The 24,048-nt window shown below is 37.9% G+C and carries 19 protein-coding genes; 12 read left to right on the top strand and 7 right to left on the bottom strand.

What is annotated here, in order from left to right:
- Positions 1-19: 19 nt before the first annotated feature.
- The 8 genes from J4051_RS05795 (at position 20) to J4051_RS05760 (ending at position 12,581) form a co-directional block, all read left to right on the top strand.
- A complete protein-coding gene (locus J4051_RS05795) occupies positions 20-1,519 on the top strand; it encodes a RagB/SusD family nutrient uptake outer membrane protein (RefSeq protein ID WP_208232915.1) in 1,500 nt (499 codons plus the stop codon).
- A 12-nt stretch (positions 1,520-1,531) separates the two neighbouring features.
- Complete coding sequence (locus tag J4051_RS05790; protein ID WP_208232914.1) at positions 1,532-3,610, top strand: PKD domain-containing protein; 2,079 nt, start codon at positions 1,532-1,534, stop codon at positions 3,608-3,610.
- 17 nt (positions 3,611-3,627) lie between these two features.
- On the top strand, positions 3,628-5,271 hold the full coding sequence (locus tag J4051_RS05785; RefSeq protein ID WP_208232913.1) for a glycoside hydrolase family 16 protein: 1,644 nt from the start codon (positions 3,628-3,630) through the stop codon (positions 5,269-5,271).
- Positions 5,272-7,572: a beta-glucosidase BglX gene (gene bglX, locus J4051_RS05780; protein WP_208232912.1), complete on the top strand. Its 2,301-nt coding sequence runs from the start codon at positions 5,272-5,274 to the stop codon at positions 7,570-7,572.
- Positions 7,569-8,330, top strand: a complete 762-nt coding sequence (locus tag J4051_RS05775) for a glycoside hydrolase family 16 protein (RefSeq protein WP_208232911.1) — start codon at positions 7,569-7,571, stop codon at positions 8,328-8,330. The genes bglX and J4051_RS05775 overlap by 4 nt, the downstream gene beginning before the upstream one ends.
- Before the next feature lie 153 nt (positions 8,331-8,483).
- Positions 8,484-9,491, top strand: coding sequence for a LacI family DNA-binding transcriptional regulator (locus J4051_RS05770; protein WP_208232910.1), 1,008 nt, complete (start codon positions 8,484-8,486; stop codon positions 9,489-9,491).
- Positions 9,492-9,807: 316 nt separating this feature from the next.
- A complete protein-coding gene (locus tag J4051_RS05765; RefSeq protein WP_208232909.1) occupies positions 9,808-12,096 on the top strand; it encodes a TonB-dependent receptor family protein in 2,289 nt (762 codons plus the stop codon).
- 146 nt (positions 12,097-12,242) lie between these two features.
- A complete protein-coding gene (locus J4051_RS05760; protein ID WP_208232908.1) occupies positions 12,243-12,581 on the top strand; it encodes a DUF4870 domain-containing protein in 339 nt (112 codons plus the stop codon).
- Positions 12,582-12,983: 402 nt separating this feature from the next.
- Here the strand turns inward: J4051_RS05760 and dnaN are convergent, their stop codons facing one another.
- The 6 genes from dnaN to J4051_RS05730 form a co-directional block, all read right to left on the bottom strand.
- A complete protein-coding gene (dnaN, locus tag J4051_RS05755; RefSeq protein ID WP_208232907.1) occupies positions 12,984-14,102 on the bottom strand; it encodes a DNA polymerase III subunit beta in 1,119 nt (372 codons plus the stop codon).
- A gap of 178 nt (positions 14,103-14,280) precedes the next feature.
- A complete protein-coding gene (gene gldG, locus J4051_RS05750; RefSeq protein ID WP_208232906.1) occupies positions 14,281-15,951 on the bottom strand; it encodes a gliding motility-associated ABC transporter substrate-binding protein GldG in 1,671 nt (556 codons plus the stop codon).
- Complete coding sequence (locus J4051_RS05745; RefSeq protein ID WP_208232905.1) at positions 15,938-16,432, bottom strand: hypothetical protein; 495 nt, start codon at positions 16,430-16,432, stop codon at positions 15,938-15,940. The genes gldG and J4051_RS05745 overlap by 14 nt, the downstream gene beginning before the upstream one ends.
- 1 nt (position 16,433) lies before the next feature.
- A complete protein-coding gene (gene gldF / locus J4051_RS05740; protein WP_208232904.1) occupies positions 16,434-17,144 on the bottom strand; it encodes a gliding motility-associated ABC transporter permease subunit GldF in 711 nt (236 codons plus the stop codon).
- 16 nt (positions 17,145-17,160) lie between these two features.
- The gene (locus J4051_RS05735) at positions 17,161-17,457 is read right to left on the bottom strand and encodes a putative quinol monooxygenase (protein WP_208232903.1); all 297 of its coding nucleotides are present in this window, start codon (positions 17,455-17,457) and stop codon (positions 17,161-17,163) included.
- Positions 17,458-17,567: 110 nt separating this feature from the next.
- A complete protein-coding gene (locus J4051_RS05730; RefSeq protein ID WP_208232902.1) occupies positions 17,568-18,401 on the bottom strand; it encodes an SAM hydrolase/SAM-dependent halogenase family protein in 834 nt (277 codons plus the stop codon).
- A 208-nt stretch (positions 18,402-18,609) separates the two neighbouring features.
- On the opposite strand from J4051_RS05730, the gene J4051_RS05725 reads away from it, so the two are divergent.
- The 3 genes from J4051_RS05725 (at position 18,610) to J4051_RS05715 (ending at position 21,301) form a co-directional block, all read left to right on the top strand.
- Positions 18,610-19,563, top strand: coding sequence for a PhoH family protein (locus J4051_RS05725; RefSeq protein WP_208232901.1), 954 nt, complete (start codon positions 18,610-18,612; stop codon positions 19,561-19,563).
- A 161-nt stretch (positions 19,564-19,724) separates the two neighbouring features.
- Complete coding sequence (locus J4051_RS05720; protein WP_208232900.1) at positions 19,725-20,234, top strand: hypothetical protein; 510 nt, start codon at positions 19,725-19,727, stop codon at positions 20,232-20,234.
- Positions 20,235-20,347: 113 nt separating this feature from the next.
- Positions 20,348-21,301: a phosphoribosylaminoimidazolesuccinocarboxamide synthase gene (locus tag J4051_RS05715; protein WP_208232899.1), complete on the top strand. Its 954-nt coding sequence runs from the start codon at positions 20,348-20,350 to the stop codon at positions 21,299-21,301.
- Here J4051_RS05715 and J4051_RS05710 read toward each other — a convergent pair.
- Positions 21,298-22,422, bottom strand: coding sequence for a heparan-alpha-glucosaminide N-acetyltransferase domain-containing protein (locus J4051_RS05710; protein ID WP_208232898.1), 1,125 nt, complete (start codon positions 22,420-22,422; stop codon positions 21,298-21,300). The two genes, J4051_RS05715 and J4051_RS05710, sit on opposite strands and share 4 nt — an antisense overlap.
- Positions 22,423-22,565: 143 nt before the next feature.
- On the opposite strand from J4051_RS05710, the gene J4051_RS05705 reads away from it, so the two are divergent.
- On the top strand, positions 22,566-23,936 hold the full coding sequence (locus J4051_RS05705; RefSeq protein WP_208232897.1) for an alanine/glycine:cation symporter family protein: 1,371 nt from the start codon (positions 22,566-22,568) through the stop codon (positions 23,934-23,936).
- Positions 23,937-24,048 lie beyond the last annotated feature (112 nt).

Genomic DNA, 24,048 nt, shown 5'->3' with positions numbered 1-24,048 from the left:
CAACTAAAAATAAATTAGTATGAAAAGTATAAAAAATAGTATAGGGTTAATCATCATACTTTCAATCTTTTTGGGTTGTTCAGATGTGGTTGATTTTGATCCACATGATGAGTACCAAGTTACAGAAGTAGATTATTTGCAATCAGAAGCAGATTATCAGGCCATGGCAGTAAGTTGTTATACACCGACACAATGGTTAAATCAAGTGATTGTTGTTGGAGATGTTGCTTCGGATAATGCCGTAGCAGGTGGTGAAAATGCTTCTGATGTTGTGGCGTTTCAACAAATAGATGATTATACGATATTGACCAATAATAGTACGTTACAGGATTTATGGCAATCGGCGTACGAAGGGGTGAACAGAACCAATTACTTGATAGGCTATAAAGATGTTAATCTTTTAGGTAACACGGTAAGCTTTGAAGGTAAGGATGCACTTTATGGTGAAATCCACTTTTTAAGAGCCTTTTATTATTTCAATCTCGTTAAAATGTTTGGAGATGTGGTCTTGTTCACGGATCATAAATTAGGCCTTTCAGATTTTGGCACTTTGCAAAGATCTCCAAAATCTGAAGTCTATGCACAAATGGAAAAAGATTTGATTCATGCCATTAGTGTTTTGCCAACCTCACAATCCCAACAAGGACGAATTACCAAATATGCAGCACAGGCCTTATTGGGGAAAGTGTATTTATATCAAGAAAAATTTGACGAAGCGGTTCCAGTACTTCAAAGCGTTGTAGATGGTCCGTTCAGTTTGGTGACTAATTTTGACGACATCTTTTTATTGTCTGGAGAAAACGGCCCAGAATCTGTTTACGAGGTTCAATACTCTAACGGGCAGCCCTATTATAATTGGGGCGGTATTACAAGAGGCCAAGGAAATCTTGCTGTTCAACAATGTGGGGTTAGAGGGTTTAATGGGTCATCCGAAATGCCTTATAATTCAGGTTGGAGTACAAATTTACCTACGCAAGATTTAGCAGCAGCATTTGAAGATGGCGATCAAAGAAGAGAGGCTACGACCTTTGATGTTGAGGCCTACGCTACTAATAATCCAAGTTTGAATGTGACCTACCAAGTGGCACCTTTTAAAAACACAGGCTTGTATAATAAAAAATATTTGCCAAGAAAAGGCCAAACCAGCGGACAACCAGAATTGAACTACGAAAACAACCAGCGTACCATTCGCTATTCAGAAGTGTTGTTAATGGCAGCAGAAGCGAACCTGAGAGCCTCATCTCCAAACCAAGCAGCAGCACAAACCTATTTAGATAGAGTACGTGATAGAGCATTCGGTGATCAAGATCACAGGGTTACTGCAACAGTTCAAGCAGTTTGGGACGAAAGACGTTTAGAGTTAGGAATGGAAGGCGATCGTTTTTTCGATTTAGTGAGAACAGGACAAGCTGCTGATGTTTTAGGAAGTAGAGGCTATAATGCGGCAACATTGGGACTTTTTCCAATTCCTCAAAGAGAAATAGACATCTCTGGTTTAACCCAGAATGCCGGATACTAAAAAAATAACGACATGAAAACAGTAAAATATATATTTAGTTTAAGTCTTATAGTGTTCACACTTTTCGGTTGCTCACAGGATGATGTCAATACAGATTTTGTAGACAAGATTGCTCCGCCATCAAACGTGTCAGCCTCAGTGACTGTGAGTCAAGATAACACTGGAGCAGTTACCATTACACCAATAGGTGAAGGTGCAGTCTCCTTTAATGTGGATTTTGGAGATAATTCTGATCCTTCTGGGGTGATACCAACTGGTAAAAGCTTGAAGCACATCTATGAAGAAGGCACGTACACCCTAAGTATTACGGCTAATGGTCTCAATGGGCTTTCCACTACAGTAAACCAAGAGATAGACGTTTCTTTTGAAGCACCTCAAAATTTAATCGTTACTATAGAAAATGATGGTACTATTTCCAAAACCGTCAATGTTACGGCTTCTGCAGATTTCGCATTGAGTTATAGCGTCGATTTTGGTGATGGCAGTGAACCTATCATGTCCAATATTGATGACATAACCACTTACACATATCACGAGGCCGGTACTTATACAATATCAGTTACAGCATTTAGTGCGGCGATTGAAACAGCTTCCTATACAAAAGAATTTGAGGTCGTCGAAATTCTGCAACCTATAAATGCAGCACCAACGCAGCCCAATAGAGCAGCAACTGATGTCATTTCAATATTCAGCGATGCCTATGAAAATATTGCGGACACAGATTTTTATCCGAACTGGGGGCAATCAACAACTTATAATCAAATTGATATCGATGGTGATCATATCATCCAATACGGTAATTTAAACTATCAAGGAATTCAGTTTGGTGCTACCGCAGATGCCTCTCAAATGGAGTTCTTACATATAGATGTTTGGACTGCTGACGAAAATATGGCGTTGGATATTTACCCAATAAGTATCGCAACGGGCGAGAAATTCGTTCAGAAGGATCTTGTAGCAGGCCAGTGGAACAGTTACGACATCCCACTATCTGAGTTTACCAGTCAAGGTCTATCCATGAATGATATTCACCAATTCAAATTTGATGGGATTCCTGCTGGAGGAACCATATTCATTGACAACCTCTATTTTTATAAGGACTCTTCAGCGTCATCAGGACCTGAATCCGCTGCGCCAACACCAACCTTACCGGCAGCCGATGTGATTTCAATTTACAGTGACGCTTATGCCAGTGTAGGCATCAGCGAGCTGAATCCTGATTGGTCACAAACAACGCAATTGACAGAAGTGATTATTGATGGTAACAATACCTGGAAATACGAATTGTTAAACTATACTGGTATCGTGACCAGTTATGACAATCCAACAGATTTGTCTGAGATGACCCATGTACATTTTGACTATTGGTCTCCAGATGCCACATCATTGGGCCTAAAATTGGTGAATACCGGTTATGGTGATGGAGACCCATTAAAAGAAGATATAGAATTCGTGTCAACTGTGGTCAATGGAAGCTGGGTTAGTGTAGAACTACCTTTATCAGTTTTTACGACTGATCGTTCCGGAATTACACAATTGCTCTTTGAGTCATCAGGAGCGACCGTTTATATAGATAATCTTTATTTTTATAAAGGTTCTTCGGCTTCATCAGAGCCTGAATCGGCGGCGCCAACACCAACGTTATCGGCAGCAAATGTGATTTCAATTTACAGTGACGCTTATACCAATGTGGGCATTAGCGAACTGAATCCCGATTGGTCACAAACAACGCAATTGACAGAAGTAGTTATTGATGGAAACAATACCTGGAAATACGAACAATTAAACTATACAGGTATCGTCACCAGCTATGACAATCCAACAGATCTCTCTGCTATGACCCATGTACATTTTGACTATTGGTCTCCAGATGCCACATCATTGGGATTAAAATTGGTGAATACCACTCAAGGTGATGGAGATCCATTAAAGGAAGATATAGAATTCTTGTCAACTGTGGCCAATGGAAGCTGGGTTAGTATAGAACTACCTTTATCAGCTTTTACGACTGATCGTTCAGGAATTACACAATTGCTCTTTGAGTCATCAGGAGCGACCGTTTATATAGATAATCTTTATTTTCACAATTAGAAGAAAAAAACAGTAGTATGAAAAATCTAAAATATTTATATACCTTTTTACTCCTAACGGCCGTAATGGTGGTCAGTTGTCAAGAAGACGATGCAGTAATAGGTGATATCGTAGCGCCTACAAATCTGCAAGTAATGGCCGAAATTGTTGGAGTGGATGCTGATCATCCCTACGGAGATGGGAGTGGAGTGGTTAATATTACAGCAACTGCAACTAATGCGATAACCTATAAAATTATCGGTCAAGAAAGTCAGCAACTGAGCCAAAGGGGTCTTGCATCCATACCATTTACAAGCCCAAATTCTGGGATATTCAATTATCAAGTTGTGGTGATTGCCTATGGTACTGGTGGAATTTCGACTTCAACCACTATAGAGGTCGAGGTATTTGTTGATTATACACCTCCAGCGGATTTGTTGGAACTTTTATATGGTGATGGCAGTAAAACTTGGCGCATCAAATCAGAAAAAGCAGGTCATTTTGGACTTGGTCCAGTTGGTGGAAATATTCCAGCCGAATGGTACGGTGCTGGTCCAGAAGAAAAAGCTGGTGTAGGCATGTACAACGATCGCTATATTTTTAATAGTGATGGAAGCTTTACCCATATTACCAATAACACGAACGATGATCCAGTCACTGATACAAGTGGTGCCGTCTTTGGCCGTAAAAATTTAGTCGATGAGTTAGGTGGCCCGGGAGGTGGGACTGTAGATGGAGATGATGTTTTCAATTATCCTTATAACGACTATACTGAAAATTGGCAAATTAGTGCGCCAGGTGGATCAGAAACTATTACATTATCTGGGCTTGGTTTTATCGGTTACTATACCGGTGGCAGCCATCAATACAAAATTTTTGATAGATCGGCCCCAAATGAAATGATTTTGACGACAGTGGATGGAAATGGCGATTTTAGTTGGTGGTTTATCATTACCTCTGAAGAACCAGAAGTGGACGACGAGTTCAGCACCATTTATAATGATCTGATTTGGGAAGATACTTTTGACGTTGATGGTGCACCAGATCCTTCCAAGTGGACATATGACCTTGGTACAGGCGATAATGGCTGGGGCAATAGCGAATCGCAAACCTACACGAATAACCCTGATAATGTCAAGATTGAAGATGGCACTTTAAAGATCACAGCCAAGGCTGAAAATGGAGGATATACCTCGTCCAGAATAAAAACGGATGGCATCTTTGCATTCACCTACGGTAGAGTAGAAGTCAGGGCAAAACTTCCTTCTGGAGGAGGCACCTGGCCAGCTATTTGGATGTTGGGACAAAATTACACCACGGTTACATGGCCTGCCTGTGGTGAAATTGATATCATGGAGCACGTCGGGAACGATCAAAACACGATCCATTCAACATTGCACTATACAGGAAATTCCGGAGGCAACGGCATTGGGAAAACGACTAATGTTCCTACAGCATCAACTGAATTCCATAACTACAGTGTGGAATGGACACCAGAGTTCATCAAATTTTTAGTTGATGACAAGGTGTATCACACCTTTCCAAATAATGCTGACACACCATTCAACGCAGATTTCTTTCTGATTTTGAATGTTGCTATGGGTGGGAATTTTGGCGGAGCAATCGATCCAGATTTTACGGCATCGACATTAGAAATTGATTATATAAAAGTATACCAATAAATGAAGAATTTTTTAATTATAATGATTAGTAGCAGCCTGCTGACAGTGTTGGTTTCTTGTGGAGAAGCCAACGCTAACAGTAGTGATCATAACACTACTTTCACCAAGGAAGTAGATTCTATTGAACTTAAAGTGAATGCACTTTTGGCTCGAATGACCTTGGAAGAAAAGATTGGTCAAATGAACCAATATAATGGCTTTTGGGATGTGACAGGCCCAGTGCCTTCTGAAGGCGATGCAGCCAACAAGTATGAGCATCTAAAAAAAGGCTTGGTAGGTTCCATGCTTAATGTAAGAGGCGTCAAAGAAGTCAGGGAAGTTCAAAAAATTGCGGTTGAAGAAACGCGTTTGGGCATTCCGTTGATTATCGGTTTTGACGTCATCCACGGATATAAAACCATCAGTCCCATTCCACTTGCTGAAGCAGCAAGTTGGGATTTGGAAGCGATAAAGCTATCCGCACAAGTTGCAGCAGAAGAAGCTGCGGCCTCTGGTATTAACTGGACATTTGCGCCAATGGTCGATATTTCCCGTGATGCGAGATGGGGACGGGTCATGGAAGGTGCGGGAGAAGATCCGTATTTAGCGTCTTTAATTGCCGTAGCGCGAGTAGAGGGTTTTCAAGGTGATGATTTGGCGTTGGCCAATACGATTGCGGCCTGCGCTAAGCATTTTGTGGGCTACGGATTTCCTGAGGCGGGTAAAGATTACAACACCGTTGATGTGGGTACTTCAACATTATACAATGTTCTTTTACCACCTTTTAAAGCAGCAAAAGAAGCTGGAGTGAGAACGTTCATGAATGCTTTTAATGAGTTGAATGGGATTCCTGCAACTGGGAGCGCATTTTTACAACGTGATATTTTAAAAGGTGAATGGGATTTTCAAGGCTTTATGGTTACCGATTGGGGTTCCATCAATGAAATGATCGCGCACCGGTATGCTGAAAATCGTCGTCAAGCAGCTGAAATAGCTATAACAGCTGGGGCGGATATGGACATGGAATCTTACGCCTATGTCAATGAATTGGCAAGTCTTGTTAACGAAGGTCGTGTTGATGTAAGTTTAATTGACGATGCGGTAAAACGAATTCTTAGAGTAAAATATGAACTCGGACTTTTTGATGATCCGTATAAATATTTAAATGAAACCGTTGAAAAAGAAGTGATCGGAAGCAAAAGAATCCTGGACGCTGCTTTAGATATGGCGATAAAATCTATTGTTTTGTTAAAGAATGAAAACAATATACTGCCATTAAAAAAGAACGGTCAAAAAATAGCGTTGATTGGGGCCTTGGCAAATGATAAAACAAGTCCGTTGGGAAGCTGGCGTATTGCCGCTGATGATGAAACTGCAGTAACAGTTTTGGAAGGCATGCAAGCCTATAAAGGCAATACTTTAACCTATGAAAAAGGTGCTGATGTTGTTACAGGAGAAACTTTGTTCCCAAAAGAATTGACCATCAATGTATCGGACAAAAGCGGATTTGCTTCAGCTGTAACTGCGGCCAAAAACGCAGATGTTGTGGTGATGGTGTTGGGCGAGCACGGCCTCCATTCAGGCGAGGGCAGAAGTCGCTCAGAAATTGGTCTGACTGGCGTTCAGCAAGAATTGTTGGAAACGGTTTATAAAGCCAATAAGAATATTGTATTGGTACTCAATAACGGCCGACCTTTAACGATCGAATGGGCAGATGAACACATTCCAGCGATTGTAGAAGGATGGCATTTGGGCACACAAAGTGGCCATGCCATCGCCAAAGTACTTTATGGTGATTATAACCCGAGTGGCAAATTGCCAATGACCTTTCCAAAAAATGTGGGACAAGTGCCTATTTATTACAATCATAAAAGTACAGGGAGACCATTGAATCCTGGTCAAGGAGAGGTCTTCTGGTCACATTATACAGATGTCAGTAACGCCCCTTTATATCCTTTTGGATATGGTTTGAGCTACACCTCGTTTGGTTATAGTGACCTTAAAGTTGAGGTAGTTTCAAACGATAAGGTTACCGTATCTGTCAAATTGACCAATACTGGTGATGTCAAAGGAAAGGAAGTAGCACAGTTATATTTAAGAGATGAATTTGCAAGTGTCACGCGACCTGTTCGAGAATTGAAAGGTTTTGAACTGGTAGAACTAAATCCGAAGGAATCCAAGATTATAAAATTTACATTATCAGAAGCTGAATTGGGCTTTTATGATAACGACGGAAAATTTATTGTGGAACCGGGAGCCTTCAGTGTTTTTGTTGGTGGCAGTTCTGATGCAACGTTAACTTCTAAATTCGAATTAAAATGAAATTGATCAACGCCATAATTATCATTACATTCGCCATGTTCAATACTGTGCAATCGCAAGAACTTATCTTGGAGGAACATTTTGATGGCACGCAATTGAATGAAGCTATTTGGAATTATGAGCTTGGTGATGGTTGCCCTAATCTTTGTGGATGGGGAAATAATGAGCGACAAATTTATTCCAAGGACAATGTCGAAGTAAGGGATGGAAATCTTGTGCTTACTGCGAGGTTCGATGGAACCACCTATACCTCGGGAAAAATTAACACTAAAGACAATATTGAGTTTCAATATGGCACGATTGAAGTGCGTGCAAAATTAGCTACAGGTAAGGGTGTCTGGCCAGCGGTATGGATGTTAGGTAGTGATATTTCGGAAGTAAGTTGGCCACAATCTGGTGAAATTGATATTATGGAATATGTTGGCAAGAATCCCCACGAAATTCACACCACATTGCACACGCCAGACAGCTATGGTCAGTCTAAAAACACACAAGTCACGACTATAGAAACTATTGAAGATGGTTTTCATGTTTACAAATGTCATTGGACAAAAGACTTCATCAAATTCTATATTGATGAGGTTTTAGTCTATACGTTTTCGCCAGAAATAAAGGATGACAGCACTTGGCCATTTGACAAACCATTTTATCTATTGCTCAATCTTGCGGTGGGTGGGAATTTTGGAGGACCGGAAGTTGATGATACCATTTTCCCTCAAGAATTTACTGTTGATTATGTAAAGATGTTTAAGGACTAAGAAGACAGTATTCAGACAGGTTATATTTCCCGATAATGAAGGGAAATAACACTATGAATTTTATTAGGTTGTTAAAAAACTGAGCAACCATATTGTATTAGAAATAAAGAGTGTACTTTTATAAAGTATACTCTTTTTTAATTTTAAATAGCCATGGTAACGCTCAAACACTTAGCAGAACAATTAAATGTGTCCGTATCAACAGTCTCTAAAGCTTTAAACGATAGTCCTGAAATTGGTAAAGATACGATTCAACGTGTTAAGGAATTGGCTAAACATCTCAATTACCAGCCAAATAAAATGGCGTTGAGCCTAAAAAGCAATAAAACCAACACATTGGGCGTCATTATTCCGGATGTTCTTAATCATTTTTTTGCAAAGGCGCTTTATGCCATTGAAATGGAAGCCACAAAACAGGGCTACAATATAATTACCTGTGTTTCCAATGAACTTTTATCTAAAGAGGAAAACAGTCTTCAATTGCTGTCAAACGGTAGTGTTGACGGATTTATCATGTCCATTGCTGAAGAAACTCAGAAAAAAAACAAAACTGAACATATCTCAAGAGTTTTAGACCGTGGCCTGCCTATGGTCTTGTTTGATAGGGTATGTGACGATCTCGAGTGCGATAAGGTCATTATCGACGATTTTGGTGCAGCTTATGAGGCTACCAAACATTTATTAAATGAAGGACGGAAACATATTGTACTCATTAGCGATATTGAAAAATTGAGCGTTGGAAAGCTAAGAACCAATGGGTATCTCAAAGCTTTGCAAGAAGACGCTTCATATAAACAGGAACCTGTAGTTATTTCCGTAACCAAAGCTGATGATTTGGAGGAGGTCGTTGATCATTTGTTTGATTCAAATAAAAACGTCGATGGTATTTTATCCGTTGATAATACCTCTGGTGTTGTGGCGCTGCATAAAGCCTTAAAAAAAGGATATAGCATTCCTGAAAAATTATCCATTATCGGATTTTCCGATGAAAATGTTTTGGTTTTTACTGAGCCTAAATTATCCACCATCTCACAGCATACTTTTGATATCGGTAAAGCTTCCGTTAAACTCATGATTGATAGATTAAATCAAAAATCCAAAACAGAACATGTGACGACCACTATCAAAACCAAATTGGTTTTAAGAGGAACCACAAAATAACGAGTACCCTTCCCATGGCATTTTAAAACCTTGGGTTTTTTTACATGTTGTATTTCGGGTTCAAAAAGAAAAGCCTCATTGGTCTGTCAGATTACTTAGCAGCTCATAGTTTTTGAATATACTTTGTTACATTTGACAATTGAAAACAGATATAACATGAAGATCAGTTGAAAGCTTTCATTGCGGATGCTAAAAGTTCAGATGTTTTTGAGCATGCAATTGATTTTAATGCCGAGTTGCAATATAATATGTTCCTTAATGATGCTGCTGACACTGTCATTTTTAAAAAGTCAGTTTTAATATACAATAAAAGAAAATGAGATTTTTATTCTTGCAAACGGTTATGACTTTCATGATCGTTTTTTTTAATATGCTCCAAGCACAAGACCTAAAGGGATTCGTTAAAACTGAACAAGGAATTCCCGTTTCCAATGTCTCCGTCGTTAATCAAAATCGAGTGGTTTCCAAAACGGATGTCAATGGCCTATTTGTACTTCCAAAAGGCTTGAGTCTTCCACTGAACATCAAACTCGAGCATCCCAATTATCAATTTATAAAATATGTGTTTTCTAAAACCGATCAAATATTTTATCTAAAAGCAAATATTGAAATTGAAGAACTTGGTGAAGTGCTAATTAGTGCGCCATTAGAAATAAAAAGCAACTCGATTATTCCATCTTCAACAGTAACAAGTGTAGCGCTCGATCAACAAAGCCAGGTGGCGGTTGTGGATGCCCTAAACAAAGTAGCAGGCGTCTATATTCAAAGCGGTGCAATAAACACAAACCGGATCACGATACGTGGGGTAGGATCGCGCACCCTATACGGGACCAATAAAATTAAAGCGTATTTCAATGGGATACCAATTACCAATGGTGTGGGAGAAACCGCATTGGATATTTATGATCCGGAAGATTTGCAGTCTATAGAAATCATAAAGGGGCCTAAAAGTACTTTATACGGTACCAACCTTGGTGGAACAATACTTCTAAATTCCAAATACCCTAAATCGAATGGCTATTCAATCGATAATAGAACCACCGTAGGGTCTTTCGGTTTGTTTAAAAATAGTACATCATTAAGTTTTTCTGATGAGAATTTTTCTCTTCATTTTAATTATGACCATTTGGAAATGGAAGGGTATCGTGATAACGGGCAGTATAACAGGAACTCATATTTTCTGAATTCGAGTTATAAGTTGAATGATAAAATGCAACTTTCGTTATTGGTTAATCACACCAATTATATGGCACAGATTCCAAGTTCAATAGGAAAGACTGATTATTTGGAAAACCCATCAAAAGCAGCATTTACCTGGGGACAGGCAAAAGGTTATGAAGCCGATAAGAAAAGCTTGCTTGGGATTAACTTAACTTATAAATTCTCTGAAAAGTTCGAAAACAGCACCAGTGTATTCCACACTTATAATGACCATTATGAGCCACGCCCATTTAATATCTTGGATGAATTCACCAATGGTTTTGGTTTACGGAGCGTTTTTACCAACAATTTTGATTTTTTAGGTCGGAAGGCCGTATGGAACTTTGGAACTGAAGTTTTCAAAGATGAATTCCATTGGAAAACTATTGAAAATCGTTATGCTTCAAACAATGGCAATGGCAGCTTGGAAGGCGTTTTATTAAGTGATAATCGCGAAGATAGATCACAACTGAATCTGTTTTCAAGTGTAACACTGCCTGTATTGGAAAAAGTAACACTTCAGGTTGGGGTTAATTATAACAAAACCAAATATGATTTTCTGGACGAATTTAATCTCGAAGAAGCTAATAAAAGTGCCTCAAGGAACTTTGATGCTATTGTCGCACCAAACTTCAACATGACCTACCAATTCACACCGTATCAGCAACTTTTTGCAAATGTAGGTTACGGTTTTAATTATCCCAGTTTAGAGGAGACTTTGACTCCTGATGGTGTCATTAATCCGGAGATAAGCCCAGAAAAAGGTTGTAATTATGAAATTGGAAGTGACGCTTATTTCTTCAACAGGAGATGGCATGTCATGGCGTCTTATTACATCATGGATATTCAGGACTTATTGGTTGCCCAAAGAGTCGGCGATGACCAATATATTGGTAGAAATGCCGGACGCACCTTACACAAAGGACTGGAAATCTCAACCGAATACAAACTTGTTTTAACGGATGCAATTAATATATCACCTTACTTTAATGCGGCTATCAATTGGCATCGATTTAAAGAATTTATAAACGAGGAGATCGATTATTCAGGCAATGAACTCACGGGAGTTCCAAATATATCGCTTGCGTCTGGAGTAGCTTTAAATTATAATAAAATGGCTTTCTATATCAATCACCTCTATGTTGGCGAAATGCCAATGAATGATGGCAATAGCCTTTATAGTGATGCGTATAGCCTCTTAAACCTAAAGCTTGATTATTCCGCTCAACTTTTTAAAGCATTAAAGTTTAAAGTCATTTTTGGAATTAACAATCTTGCCGATACTAAATATGCATCTTCAATTCTTATCAATGCCACCGGTTTCGGCAATTCCGAACCACGATATTACTATCCTGGAAACCCTCGAAATTATTATGGAGGTGTCTCGTTAAATTATCGTTTTTAGAAATGTGTAACATTTTTGATTATTGATCGTCATATAGTTACATCAATCATCAAAACAATCATCACAAACCGAATTTCTTTTAGGTCGCCTTTAAAGATGATTTTTAGATGAACACAGCTTATTAACATCTAAAACACACCATCAAAATGAGAGAAGACAGAACATTGATCATCATTACACATTTAAGCCAATTAATTACTTTAGTAACAGGTTTTGGAAGCTTAATTATACCATTGATTCTTTGGTTGACCCAAAAGGAAAAGGTTTATCAGATGGATAGCCATGGAAAAAACATCATCAACTTTCAGTTAAGCCTGATTGTCTATTGTATTATTTGCGTTCCTTTGATTTTATTGTTTGGACTGGGGCTTTTAGGGCTTGCAGTTTTAGGCCTTATCGCAATTATGTTTCCTGTTATAAATGCTATCAAAGCCAGCAACGGAGAAACGCCGAAATATCCACTGTCTTTTAATTTTGTTTCCTAAAATTCCCACGCAGGTGGGAATCTCATGTTAGAACGCCTGCTCAAGTAGTTGGAATAGGCGTTTTTTAGTTTCAGTCAGTATAATGTTCTGGTTTAATTTCATATACATAAAAACGCCCACTTGCTTACGGTAGTCGTTTTTTGAATTATTAAGGATGTTTGTCTGTTAAACCTGAGATTTCTGCCTTCGCAGGAATACCATTCCCACGCAGGTGGGAATCTCAGATTAAAACCGCGAATTCAAGTATTTGGAAAACGCGTTTTTAGTTTTAATAATTATAATGTGATGGCTTAATCTCATATACATAAAAACGCCTACTTTATTACGGTAGGCGTTTTTTAGCATTTATAAGGATATTGGTCTGTTAAACCTGAGATTCCTGCCTTCGCAGGAATTGGTTGGTTAGTTATTCAACATTACCGGCATCACCAACATGGTGACATGTTCGCCATCATCAAGTCCATCAATGGGGGTTAGGATTCCTGCTCTATTTGGCAAACTCATCTCAAGCTGTACATCAGTCGCTCCAAGGTTATTCAACATCTCTGTCAAGAAACGTGAGTTGAAACCTATTTGCATATCATCACCTTGATAGTCGCAAGTCAAACGCTCTTCTGCTTTATTGCTATAGTCAATATCTTCTGCAGAAATGTTTAATTCTGCACCAGCAATTTTCAATCGTATTTGATGGGTCGTTTTATTTGAAAAGATACTGACACGTCTTACAGAATTCAAAAATTGGGTTCTGTCAATAGTTAACTTATTCGGATTCTCTTTCGGAATTACGGCTTCATAATTAGGATATTTTCCATCAATCAATCGACATACCAGTACTGAGTTTTCAAATGTAAACTTAGCATTGGAGTCATTGTATTCAATGGTCACGGCGTCATCATTCCCAGCTAAAATACCTTTTAAAAGATTTAAAGGTTTTTTCGGCATTATAAATTCTGCCACTTGATCTGCGGTAACATCTTCACGAGTGTATTTAACCAATTTATGGGCATCAGTTGCGACAAATGTCAATCCTTCGGTTGAAAACTGAAAAAATACACCACTCATTACTGGACGTAAATCGTCATTTCCTGCTGCAAATATCGTTTTGCTAATGGCCGTTGCTAAAATGTCCCCCATAACTGTAGTAGTACTGGGGTTTTCTAAAGCTACAGCTTTCGGGAATTCGTTGCCGTCAGCATATGCCAAAGCATACTTACCATGGTTAGAACTGATTTCAACAGTATGATTGTCTTCAACAACAAAGGTCAAAGGTTGTTCTGGAAATGTTTTAAGGGTGTCCAATAGTAATCGAGCGGGTAAAGCAATACTCCCCGTACTGGTACTTTCAACATCTATAATTGAAGACATTGTGGTCTCTAAATCGCTCGCAGAAACAGTAAGCTGTGAATCATTCAATTCAAACAAGAAATTATCCAAGATAGGTAAGGTGTTTGAACTATTTATGACACCTCCCAATACTTGTAATTGTTTGAGTAAATAGGTACTTGATACGATAAACTTCATGTATTTGTTTATTTTGTATGTTATATTATTAGACAAAGCAAAGATATTTTAATAAACTGATACTAGTGAGTCTTAGTTATACAATTTTATTAACAGTTTGCGTAATGATGCTATGAAATTAATGATTTCTTTACAGATTCTCAAAGGCTCAAAATTCCATATAATTTACGTTGTTGTTTTACGCATATTTTCGACGTCTCATATAATTAAAAAGCAGTCCGAAAAGTGCCAGAATTAATAGAGGCAACCCAATAGATATCAGTTGCCATTGTGTTTTCTTCTCTTCTATTTTCTTGGCATCTAAAAAAGCAATGTTGATATCTTTGGTGCGCACATTCAATAAGTCACCATCACTTAATAGGTAATTTACAGTATTTAATAAAAACTCTTTATTGCCAAAACTCTGTCCGGTCCATCGGTCAAAACCTAACTCTTGAGGCTGGTTTTTGACGACATCATTTTTAATGACATCGCCATCGGCAATGATAATCATCTTGGTATGTGGACTTATATCTTTATTTGAAGCACTATTAAAAGGTTTAATCCTGTCTTTGTAAACGGAAGTAAATTGTCCTTCCAATAAGACAGCTAAATTTTGTGGACCTTGTGTGTAAGTCGAAGGATCTGGGTCTTGAGTAACAATTTGTAAAGTAATTTCTTTTGGAACGCCTTCCAATTTAGTGAGTTGGGAGCTCTGCAGCAGAATTGTTTTGGTTGTGCTACTTTTTAACGTATCCAATTGACTGGCAAAATCAAATTTGACCAAATTTAAATTACTGGTTATCGGGTGTTCTGGATTCCCAGCGGCCAAGGGCGAATACGGCCATTTTAAAGGTTGAAATTGTGCATTACTGCCTTGGCCCATGGCAATTGTAATAGGAGCAGAGTACATGTCGTTGACAATTACTGGATTGATTCGCACACCGTATTTAAAGAAAAAATCATTTAAATTTAGATTATTTATCATAGCAACACCACGACCCTCATCGTTGTGTAAGCTATCCTTATCCATCAAAATACTTTCGGTAAGCCATAGGCTTTTACCGCCATTCATGGTATATTGATCTAAAACTAATTTCTCTTCTTCTGTAAAGGCTTCAGTTGGTTTTGCAGACACAATAAGATCAAAATCTTTGAGTTTTTTCAAGGTGGCTTCAGCGTTGGAGGCCACACTGTCCAAAGTGAAAGGCGCAATGAAATAATGTTCTTTTACCGTTTGAAGAAAATCAGCCAAATATTTATCCTCTAATTGACCATTTCCTTTTAGGATGGCAATTTTTTTACTTTTCGGAGTTACTAATTTCTGAAATCCTTCAGCAAATGCATATTCTAAATGTTGGATGGAAATGGTAACTACTTCTTGCTGCGTCGCACCGATTTTGTTTTTTATAAGTGGAATCTTGACCGTTTGGTCATTATAGCTTGCCAATGCCCATGGGAAAATCAATTCTTGAGAGGTTTTACCGCTCACATTCATACTCAATTGTAAAGGTTCCAGCCCACGTTGCATTAATTGATCAATATTGTTGTCTCGTGACTTCTCATCTTCCAAAGGATTGATGAAGTTAAATTTGATATGCGTGTTATTAAGAGCGAACTCCTCTAATAACTGCTGGGTTTCGTTTCTAAGCCGTCTAAATTCCGAAGGAAAATTCCCTTCCAAAAACACATCAACTATCAATGGCGACTTAACATCCTCAACAATAGCCAATGCCGATTGAGAGAGCGTGTAACGTTGGTCTTGAGTGAGATCAAAACGTTTGTAGACCTTAGTTCCAATCCAATTAAAGATGATCAGCACAATAAGGACAGCAACGGTTTTTATGAGGTTTGATTTATTCTTTATCATCAAATTTAATGTCTTGTTGATAGGGGTTCAACTTACTTACTTTATCATTTTCAAATACAATTTCAACAGCTTCTGATTTACTGTTGAAGGCTCCAGGTAACACCCCAAGGCCATAATTCCATTTATTTTCATCGTGTCCATTGCTGGCGTCATCCCAACTTAACCATTCGTAAGTGCCCAAAATTTCTTTTACAGATTCTTTGGACTTCCCCATTAGGGTGTCTGTTTCTTGTACATTATCAAACATTTCATATCGAAAACCAGGGTTGCTTAGCCAAACTTTAGCATCAAAATACTTTTCATGATGGTAACTGCTGAAGATGTTCAATAAGGGATAAAATGCATAAAAATATACGAACGGCGTCAAGATAAGGCTGAGTGGAATGGTGATCCACTTGCGCTTGTCTATAGTATTCATAAAGAGTAGTATGAGTACAAATGCGATAACCAAGAAAATGACAAAGAGAGGTGTAATGATCATATTATTTTTTTTGAATGTTGAATTGGGTCAAAATAATGAAAAAGGTTGAAATACTAATAAAATAAAGTAGGTCTCTAGTGTCTAAAACCCCTCTGCTTATACTGTTATAGTGGGCCTCCATTCCAAATTGCTCTATCGGTAAAGAACTTAATCCTGAAAGACCTTCAAACCCGAAATAAAAGAAAAAACACAAAAAAACTGCACTAATAAAAGCAACGATTTGATTGTCAGAAATGGTGGAGGCAAAAAGTCCGATAGCTGCATAGGCTCCCGCTAAGAATAAGAGTCCTAAATAGGATCCAATAATACTGCCATAATCAAGAATATCCACAGTCATCTTCAATTTGTCGAGGGCTAATATATAAAGGAGCGTTGGCAATAATGCGAGAATTATCAGCACTAAAGCGCCAAAGTATTTACCCAATACTATTTGTAGGTGAGAAATTGGTTTGGTCACCAAAAGTTCCAAGGTGCCTTGTTTTTTTTCATCAGAAAAACTTCGCATGGTTACGGCAGGAACTAAGAAAACAAGGATCCAAGGTGCCAACAAAAAAAACGGTGTCATATCAGCAAAACCACTTTCCAAGATATTAAAATCACCATTAAACAGCCAAAGAAAAAGTCCGTTAAGCACTAAAAATAACGCGATCACCAGATAACCTATTGGAGAAGCGAAGAAGGAATTGATTTCTTTTTTAAGTATTGCAAACATCTATTTAATTCTAAAATTATTTAAGAGATACCAACTTATCTACGCTCCAAGCCTCTGGTTTGTCATTAAAAAACCCCTTGGTCGTTGCCCAAACAGTTTTGAAAAGATCAGAATTTCTATAGGTTTCCAGATCTGATTCAGCTTTCCAATAGCTATAGGTGAAAAATATATTGGTGTTTTCTTTATCTCTGTAGAGCTCTAAAAACTCGCAACCATCAAAACCTCTAATGAGGTGTTTTTTTGTTTCAAAATAAGCAAGAAACGCTTCAATATCTGAAGGTTCAAAACTCATCTTTACAATTCTTACAAACATATTTTTAATTTATGGTATTATTCAGTCTTCAGTCTTCAGTCACCAGTCACCAGTCATCAGTCACCAGTCTTCGGTCACCAGTCTTCAGTCTTCCGTCATCGGTCTTCCCTCTACTTCAAAAAATTCACCGTCACCGTATCTCTCATCTTTAATCCCATCAAACTTGAAGCGCTCCCCACAGTGGCAAGATCACTTTTATAAATGGCGATTTCTAAATAATTGGACGAATTGAAAACCACCAATCCACGACCTTCGTCCTGACGTTGTTCTTCTGGAAGGTCGAAATTAACAATATCGCTGTATCTTTTGTGTATTTCTTTAAATTTATAACTCCTAGCCGAGATTTCAAAAGCACGTCCTTTCTGAGCCTGTTCGAAAAATTTGCGGCGTATATTGGTAATAACATTGCCATAATTGTCAATATAAATGACGCTACCGATAATCTGCGATTGATCATCATTGACAAATGGGTTCAGGTTTTTAATTGGTTTAATATCAGTAATCACTTTACCGACCACTTCTAAAGTGCCTCCTCGTGCAATATGGCAAGCCACCTTAACAAATACATCGAGAACAGGGAAGTTGGTCGACGTTTTATCATGGATATTTATTTCCACAATCTTTTCAGGCGCAATTTCATTGCAAATCATACTCATAATGCCATTATTGGCACATATAAAATAATGATCATCCAACTTTACGGCAATATGTTTGTTTTCTGGATTTAATTCGGAATCGATCCCAATCACATGGATTGATCCTTTTGGAAAACTACTATAGGCGTTTTGTAGAATATAAGCGGCCTCCAAAACATTAAAAGGTGAAACGGAGTGAGAGATGTCAACAATCTTTACATCATCAAGTTCATTATAAATAGCGCCTTTTACTGCTCCTACAAAATGGTCTTTCTCTCCAAAATCAGTGGTTAATGTTATGATTGCCATGAATTTTTTTGTGTTCTATTTTTTGTTGGGTTATGCGATATTACTATTTTACTGTATCCATTTAGGAAATATCCTATAATATATGTTTTGTTGAAACTTATATAGAATATTTCAGTTAGATTTGTATAATAGCGTGAAAGTTTGAGTCTTTTTATATCCACGCAAAACTAATAAAACTTAAGAGATTAATATATTAAATCGGTAGCTTTTGAATGAACTTATAATCGAATTAGAAGAAATTGCCCCAAAAGATTTTTTTGGAGCGCACAATGTTAATATTGAACTCCTTAAAAAGTATTTTCCAAAATTGAAAATCGTTGCAAGAGGTAATAAAATAAAAGCCTATGGAGATGAAGACGTGTTGGAAGAATTTGATAAGCGGATGGCAATGTTGACTGCACATTATATTAAATACAACAAGATTGACGAAAATGCCATAGAGCGTGTTTTGACAAGTTTGAGCAGCGAAGAATATTCCACCACAGAAAAAAGCGGCGAAGCAATTCTTCATGGTGTGGGCGGAAAAGTTATTAAAGCACAAACGGTCAACCAACGGAAATTGGTTGAAAGTATGCGACAAAATGATATGGTTTTTGCCATTGGTCCTGCGGGAACTGGGAAAACCTACACCGGCGTTGCACTGGCGGTTCAAGCACTGAAAAACAAAGAAGTCAAAAGAATTATTTTAACACGTCCAGCCGTTGAAGCTGGTGAAAACCTTGGCTTTCTTCCTGGCGATTTAAAGGAAAAATTGGATCCTTATATGCAGCCGCTTTACGATGCTTTAAGAGACATGATTCCAGCCGAGAAATTGGCACAATTTCTTGAGAATGGAACTATACAGATTGCTCCCTTGGCCTTTATGCGTGGACGCACATTGGACAATGCCTTTGTGATCTTGGATGAAGGACAGAACACCACTCATAACCAAATGAAAATGTTCCTGACCAGAATGGGGAAAAATGCCAAGTTTTTATTGACAGGTGATCCTGGGCAGATCGATTTGCCGAGACGTACCACTTCTGGGTTAAAAGAAGCACTTTTGATCTTGAGAAATGTGGAGGGAATTGGTATTGTGGTTTTGGACGAAAAAGATGTCATCCGGCATAAGCTCGTAAAGAGAATCATTCAGGCCTATAAAGAAATTGAACCAAGAGAATAAGATATTTGTCATGAGACCTGACAGCAATGAAAAACTGTCATTTGAAGCAATAAATTAATACTCAACCCATTGAATGTTTTTTAAAAAAATTATCAATCTACAAGTCAGAAATGGTATGCAATTTGACTGTTGGATATAATTAATTTTAAAAAATAATTATAATGAAGAAGGTTATTTTATTATGCGCGATGTTAATCGTAGGAACAACATTTGCGCAAAAGCATGAGGTTAACGTTACCTCAAAGAACTCATGGTTAAAAATTGGGTTAAACGCTGGTGTCCCTATGGGTGATATTGATGATGTTTCATCGTTTGCACTCGGAATGGAATTAAAAGGCCAATATTTGGTCACTCCTAATTTTGGTATCGGATTGACAACAGGTTACAATCATTTATTTGGAAAAGATGGCTTTGACGATTTCGGTATTATTCCAGCCGCCGCTTTTGCGAGATACTATTTCAAACCAAAAGGGTTGTTTATTGGCGCCGACTTCGGTTATGGCTTTTTGACCAATGTTGATAACAATGAAGGGGGACTTTATGTGAACCCTCAAATAGGCTATCACAACAGAGATTGGAATTTTTACGCTTACTACCAAAACACATTTGCTGAAAATGATATAGATATTCAGGTGCTTGGAATTGGAGCAACTTACAATTTGAGATTTTAAGCGATAAATATAAAAGTTTAAAGAGAGCAGTTTTTACTGCTCTTTTTTTTTGCGAACTAACTGCCAATAGCCTTACTTTTGTAATCATCTAAATTGCTAAAAACTTTAAAATCATGAATACCATCACATCCACTAATTTTAATTTTCCAAACCAAAAAAGTGTCTATAAAGGCAAGGTAAGGGAAGTCTATAATATTAATAATGATCTCTTGGTCATGATTGCAACGGACAGATTGAGTGCATTTGATGTGGTGATGCCTAAGGGAATTCCTTATAAAGGACAGATTCTCAATCAAATTGCAACAAAATTCATGGAGCAAACTAAAGATTTGGTGCCAAATTGGTTACTGGCCACACCAGACCCCAATGTGGCGATAGGACATTTGTGTGATCCTTTTAAGGTAGAAATGGTGATCCGTGGCTATATGTCTGGTCACGCCGCTCGTGAATATAAAGCTGGTAAGCGGATCTTATGTGGTGTTCCATTGCCTGAAGGAATGAAGGAAAACGATAAATTCCCAGAACCTATTATCACGCCTGCGACTAAAGCGGAAATGGGGGATCATGATGAAGATATCTCAAGAGAAGATATTTTGAAGCGAGGCATCGTCAGTGAAGCCGATTATGTGATATTAGAAGACTATACACGCAAACTTTTTCAAAGAGGTTCAGAAATTGCTGCGAGTAGAGGTTTGATTTTGGTGGATACCAAATACGAATTTGGAAAAACTAAAGATGGAAAAATAGTATTGATTGACGAGATCCACACGCCTGACTCTTCCCGATATTTTTACGCCGATGGCTACCAAGACCGTCAGGACAACGACGAATCACAAAAACAGCTGTCTAAAGAATTTGTGCGTCAATGGCTAATCTCTAATGGATTTCAAGGTCTGGAAGGACAAACTGTTCCGGAAATGACTGATGATTATATCGAGACGGTTTCGGACCGATATATTGAGCTCTATGAGAAAATTATGGGTGAACCGTTTATTAAAGCAGATGTGAGTCAGATTCAGGATCGTATCAAAAACAATGTTGAGCGATTCTTGGCAGAGCGAAATTAATCGTCGTCATTTGGTTTCACGGTGCTGGCCTTTGGTGGTTTGATCAAGTGCAATAATTTTCGAAGATGTTTATAGATAAACGCATTTGTTTTTCCAATATGGAATACAATAAGGCATACTGCAATAATAAAAAGTATGGCTCCAAATACTGCTTCCCAAGGTTCTAAGGATTTGTAGTAGAAGTGTTTTAGGCCAATTCCGGTGAAGCTTCCATAGATAATAATAAAGTGTACAATATAGATATTCAAGGTGGTTTCTCCGATTCGGGTCACTATGGATTGCTTCATAAAACGTTCGAGCATATAGAAAAAACCGAAATATACCAGCACATTTCCTAAGCGTAAAAAAAGATAATTATAATTTGCCGAACGCTCAAACAGTTCAATATTAGTGATTTCGAAAAGTTTTTGTAAAATTATCGTTGAATACTGCAACAACACAAAGCCCAGTACAAAAAATGCCGTAACGGTAATTTGTTTAAAGTATTTTTTTTGAGAATTTCTAAAAAATAGGGTGGCAAAAAAACCGCCAAATGCTACATAACCAAACCACGGCAACATCGTAAATACTGAGCCGTTGGATTTACTCAAGTAATTGGCAAAAACCAGCGGTACATTTTCTAAAGTTAAATTTCGATATAAAGGTTCGGTAACAAAAATAAGGCAGCCAATACTTAATAGGACTACCGACAAAATATAGCTGTTTCGTCTACAAAGCAAATAGAGACCGATCAATAAAAGAAGAGAGAGACCAATGCACTGAAGGACGTCTATAACCAAAAAATAGGTGTCAAAACTTCCTTTCAGCCATGAGAAAAATGGGATCCGAAGGGCATATCCAATCCCTATAAGCATGACGGCTCGCGTCGCTCCTTTCCGCAACCGCTGTTTGTCACTGCCTTTGGCATGTGCTTTCAATAACAAATACAAAAAAACGAGCCCGGAAATTGTAAAAAAGACAGGTGCAGTAATTCCCCTAAAGTAAGACCAGACTGTATAGGCTGTATAGGAGTCATCTCTATAAATAGGATTTAAAAGCGTGTCCACGAAATGACCCTGTAGCATCATTAAAATGGCAAATGCCCTAACAGCATCAATAAAATAAAGTCGGTTTGCTTTCAATCAGATTTTGGCTAGTAAATGTAAATATAATGTTAAAATCCAAAATTAATAACTTTTCAAGTGATTCCTGATTTTTTGTCAGACATTCTTGAGGTTTCTAAATCGAAAACTATATCTTTAAAATCGCTAATTAAAACCAAAAAATGAAGACTTTAGATTCGATCCTTCAATCCTATGCTGACTATGCCTGGGGTTTGCCATTATTGATCATTTTAATAGGAGGCGGTTTATACCTTTTGGTGCGCTCACAATTTTTACCCTTCCGCTATTTTTTTCACGCTATAAATGTATTGAGAGGAAAGTACGATGATCCAGATGCCATTGGAGAAATCACACATTTTCAAGCACTTTCAACTGCATTGGCATCAACCATTGGCATGGGGAATATTGCAGGTGTGGCCGTAGCAATCCATATTGGTGGACCTGGAGCTATGTTCTGGATGTGGATCAGTGCCATTATTGGGATGTCCACAAAGTTCTTTACCTGTACTTTGGCTATTATGTTTCGAGGAAAGGATAGCAACGGTGATGTGCAAGGAGGGCCCATGTATTTTATTATGGAAGGTTTAGGAAAATCTTGGAAACCTTTAGCCGTTTTTTTTAGTATTTGCGGGCTTATAGGTGCTTTACCAGTGTTTAATGTCAATCAATTAAAGCAAGCCATAAATTTTATTTTATTGGAGCCAAACGGTATTGCTGAAACAGATTCCTCAAATTTTATCATTGGCCTCATATTGGTTGCAATTACAGCAATCGTAATTTTAGGAGGTTTGGATAGGATTAGTAAAACGGCTGAGAAACTGGTGCCATCTATGGTGTTACTTTATTTTGTATTGGTTTTGATCATTCTTGGTGTTTATATAGAAGAGGTGCCGAGATATCTTGCATTAATGTTTACAGATGCCTTTGCTGCCAACAATTTTAAAGGCGATTCGTTCTTGGGAGGGGTCGTTGGTGGATTGATATTATTGGGGGTTAGAAGAGGCGCCTTTTCAAATGAAGCAGGGATTGGTACAGCGCCAATGGCACACGGGGCTTCAAAAACCAATGAGCCGGTACGAGAAGGCTTGGTGGCTATGCTTGGACCAGCTATTGATACACTTGTTGTTTGTACCTTAACAGCACTTGCCATATTGGTAACTGGAGTTTGGCAAACCAGTGAAGCAAACGGGGTGAGCTTAACGGCAGCGGCATTTAATGATGCCATTCCTGTTTATGGTAATTATTTGTTGTTGATTTGTATTGCGACTTTTAGTATATCCTCATTATTTACCTATTCCTATTATGGATCAAAGTGCATGTCCTTCTTATTTGGGGCTCATAACAAACATTATTATAACTATTTCTATATAGCAAGTATCATACTGGGTGCAGTGACACCGTTAAGCATGATGCTTAACCTTATTGATGGAACCTTTGCTCTGATGGCAATCCCTACAATGACAGCCACTATTATTTTAGCACCGAAAGTTGTAAAGGAAATTAAAGCTTATTCCAAAAGGATGAACCTATAAAGCCCATTGAAAATAATGTCATTCTCAAATCTTTGTGGAACTACAATATAGAAACGCCATATAAGTCGTTTCTATAAAAATTTATTTATATTTTTGAAAGAAGAAACAACAG

It is taken from the genome of Gelidibacter pelagius, from assembly GCF_017581925.1.
Lineage (GTDB): Bacteria > Bacteroidota > Bacteroidia > Flavobacteriales > Flavobacteriaceae > Gelidibacter > Gelidibacter pelagius.
Note: the sequence above shows the minus strand (reverse complement) of the source record. Positions and strands in the feature narration are given on the sequence as shown.

Excerpts from the sequence above, each read along its gene's own strand:
- gldG (WP_208232906.1), bottom strand. The coding sequence starts at position 15,951 with ATGATAAAGAATAAATCAAACCTCATAAAAACCGTTGCTGTCCTTATT.
- J4051_RS05715 (WP_208232899.1), top strand. The coding sequence starts at position 20,348 with ATGAATACCATCACATCCACTAATTTTAATTTTCCAAACCAAAAAAGT.
- gldF (WP_208232904.1), bottom strand. The coding sequence starts at position 17,144 with ATGTTTGCAATACTTAAAAAAGAAATCAATTCCTTCTTCGCTTCTCCA.
- J4051_RS05705 (WP_208232897.1), top strand. The coding sequence starts at position 22,566 with ATGAAGACTTTAGATTCGATCCTTCAATCCTATGCTGACTATGCCTGG.
- J4051_RS05730 (WP_208232902.1), bottom strand. The coding sequence starts at position 18,401 with ATGGCAATCATAACATTAACCACTGATTTTGGAGAGAAAGACCATTTT.
- J4051_RS05765 (WP_208232909.1), top strand. The coding sequence starts at position 9,808 with ATGAGATTTTTATTCTTGCAAACGGTTATGACTTTCATGATCGTTTTT.
- J4051_RS05720 (WP_208232900.1), top strand. The coding sequence starts at position 19,725 with ATGAAGAAGGTTATTTTATTATGCGCGATGTTAATCGTAGGAACAACA.
- J4051_RS05785 (WP_208232913.1), top strand. The coding sequence starts at position 3,628 with ATGAAAAATCTAAAATATTTATATACCTTTTTACTCCTAACGGCCGTA.
- dnaN (WP_208232907.1), bottom strand. The coding sequence starts at position 14,102 with ATGAAGTTTATCGTATCAAGTACCTATTTACTCAAACAATTACAAGTA.
- J4051_RS05770 (WP_208232910.1), top strand. The coding sequence starts at position 8,484 with ATGGTAACGCTCAAACACTTAGCAGAACAATTAAATGTGTCCGTATCA.
- J4051_RS05735 (WP_208232903.1), bottom strand. The coding sequence starts at position 17,457 with ATGTTTGTAAGAATTGTAAAGATGAGTTTTGAACCTTCAGATATTGAA.
- J4051_RS05760 (WP_208232908.1), top strand. The coding sequence starts at position 12,243 with ATGAGAGAAGACAGAACATTGATCATCATTACACATTTAAGCCAATTA.
- J4051_RS05790 (WP_208232914.1), top strand. The coding sequence starts at position 1,532 with ATGAAAACAGTAAAATATATATTTAGTTTAAGTCTTATAGTGTTCACA.
- J4051_RS05775 (WP_208232911.1), top strand. The coding sequence starts at position 7,569 with ATGAAATTGATCAACGCCATAATTATCATTACATTCGCCATGTTCAAT.
- J4051_RS05795 (WP_208232915.1), top strand. The coding sequence starts at position 20 with ATGAAAAGTATAAAAAATAGTATAGGGTTAATCATCATACTTTCAATC.
- bglX (WP_208232912.1), top strand. The coding sequence starts at position 5,272 with ATGAAGAATTTTTTAATTATAATGATTAGTAGCAGCCTGCTGACAGTG.
- J4051_RS05745 (WP_208232905.1), bottom strand. The coding sequence starts at position 16,432 with ATGATCATTACACCTCTCTTTGTCATTTTCTTGGTTATCGCATTTGTA.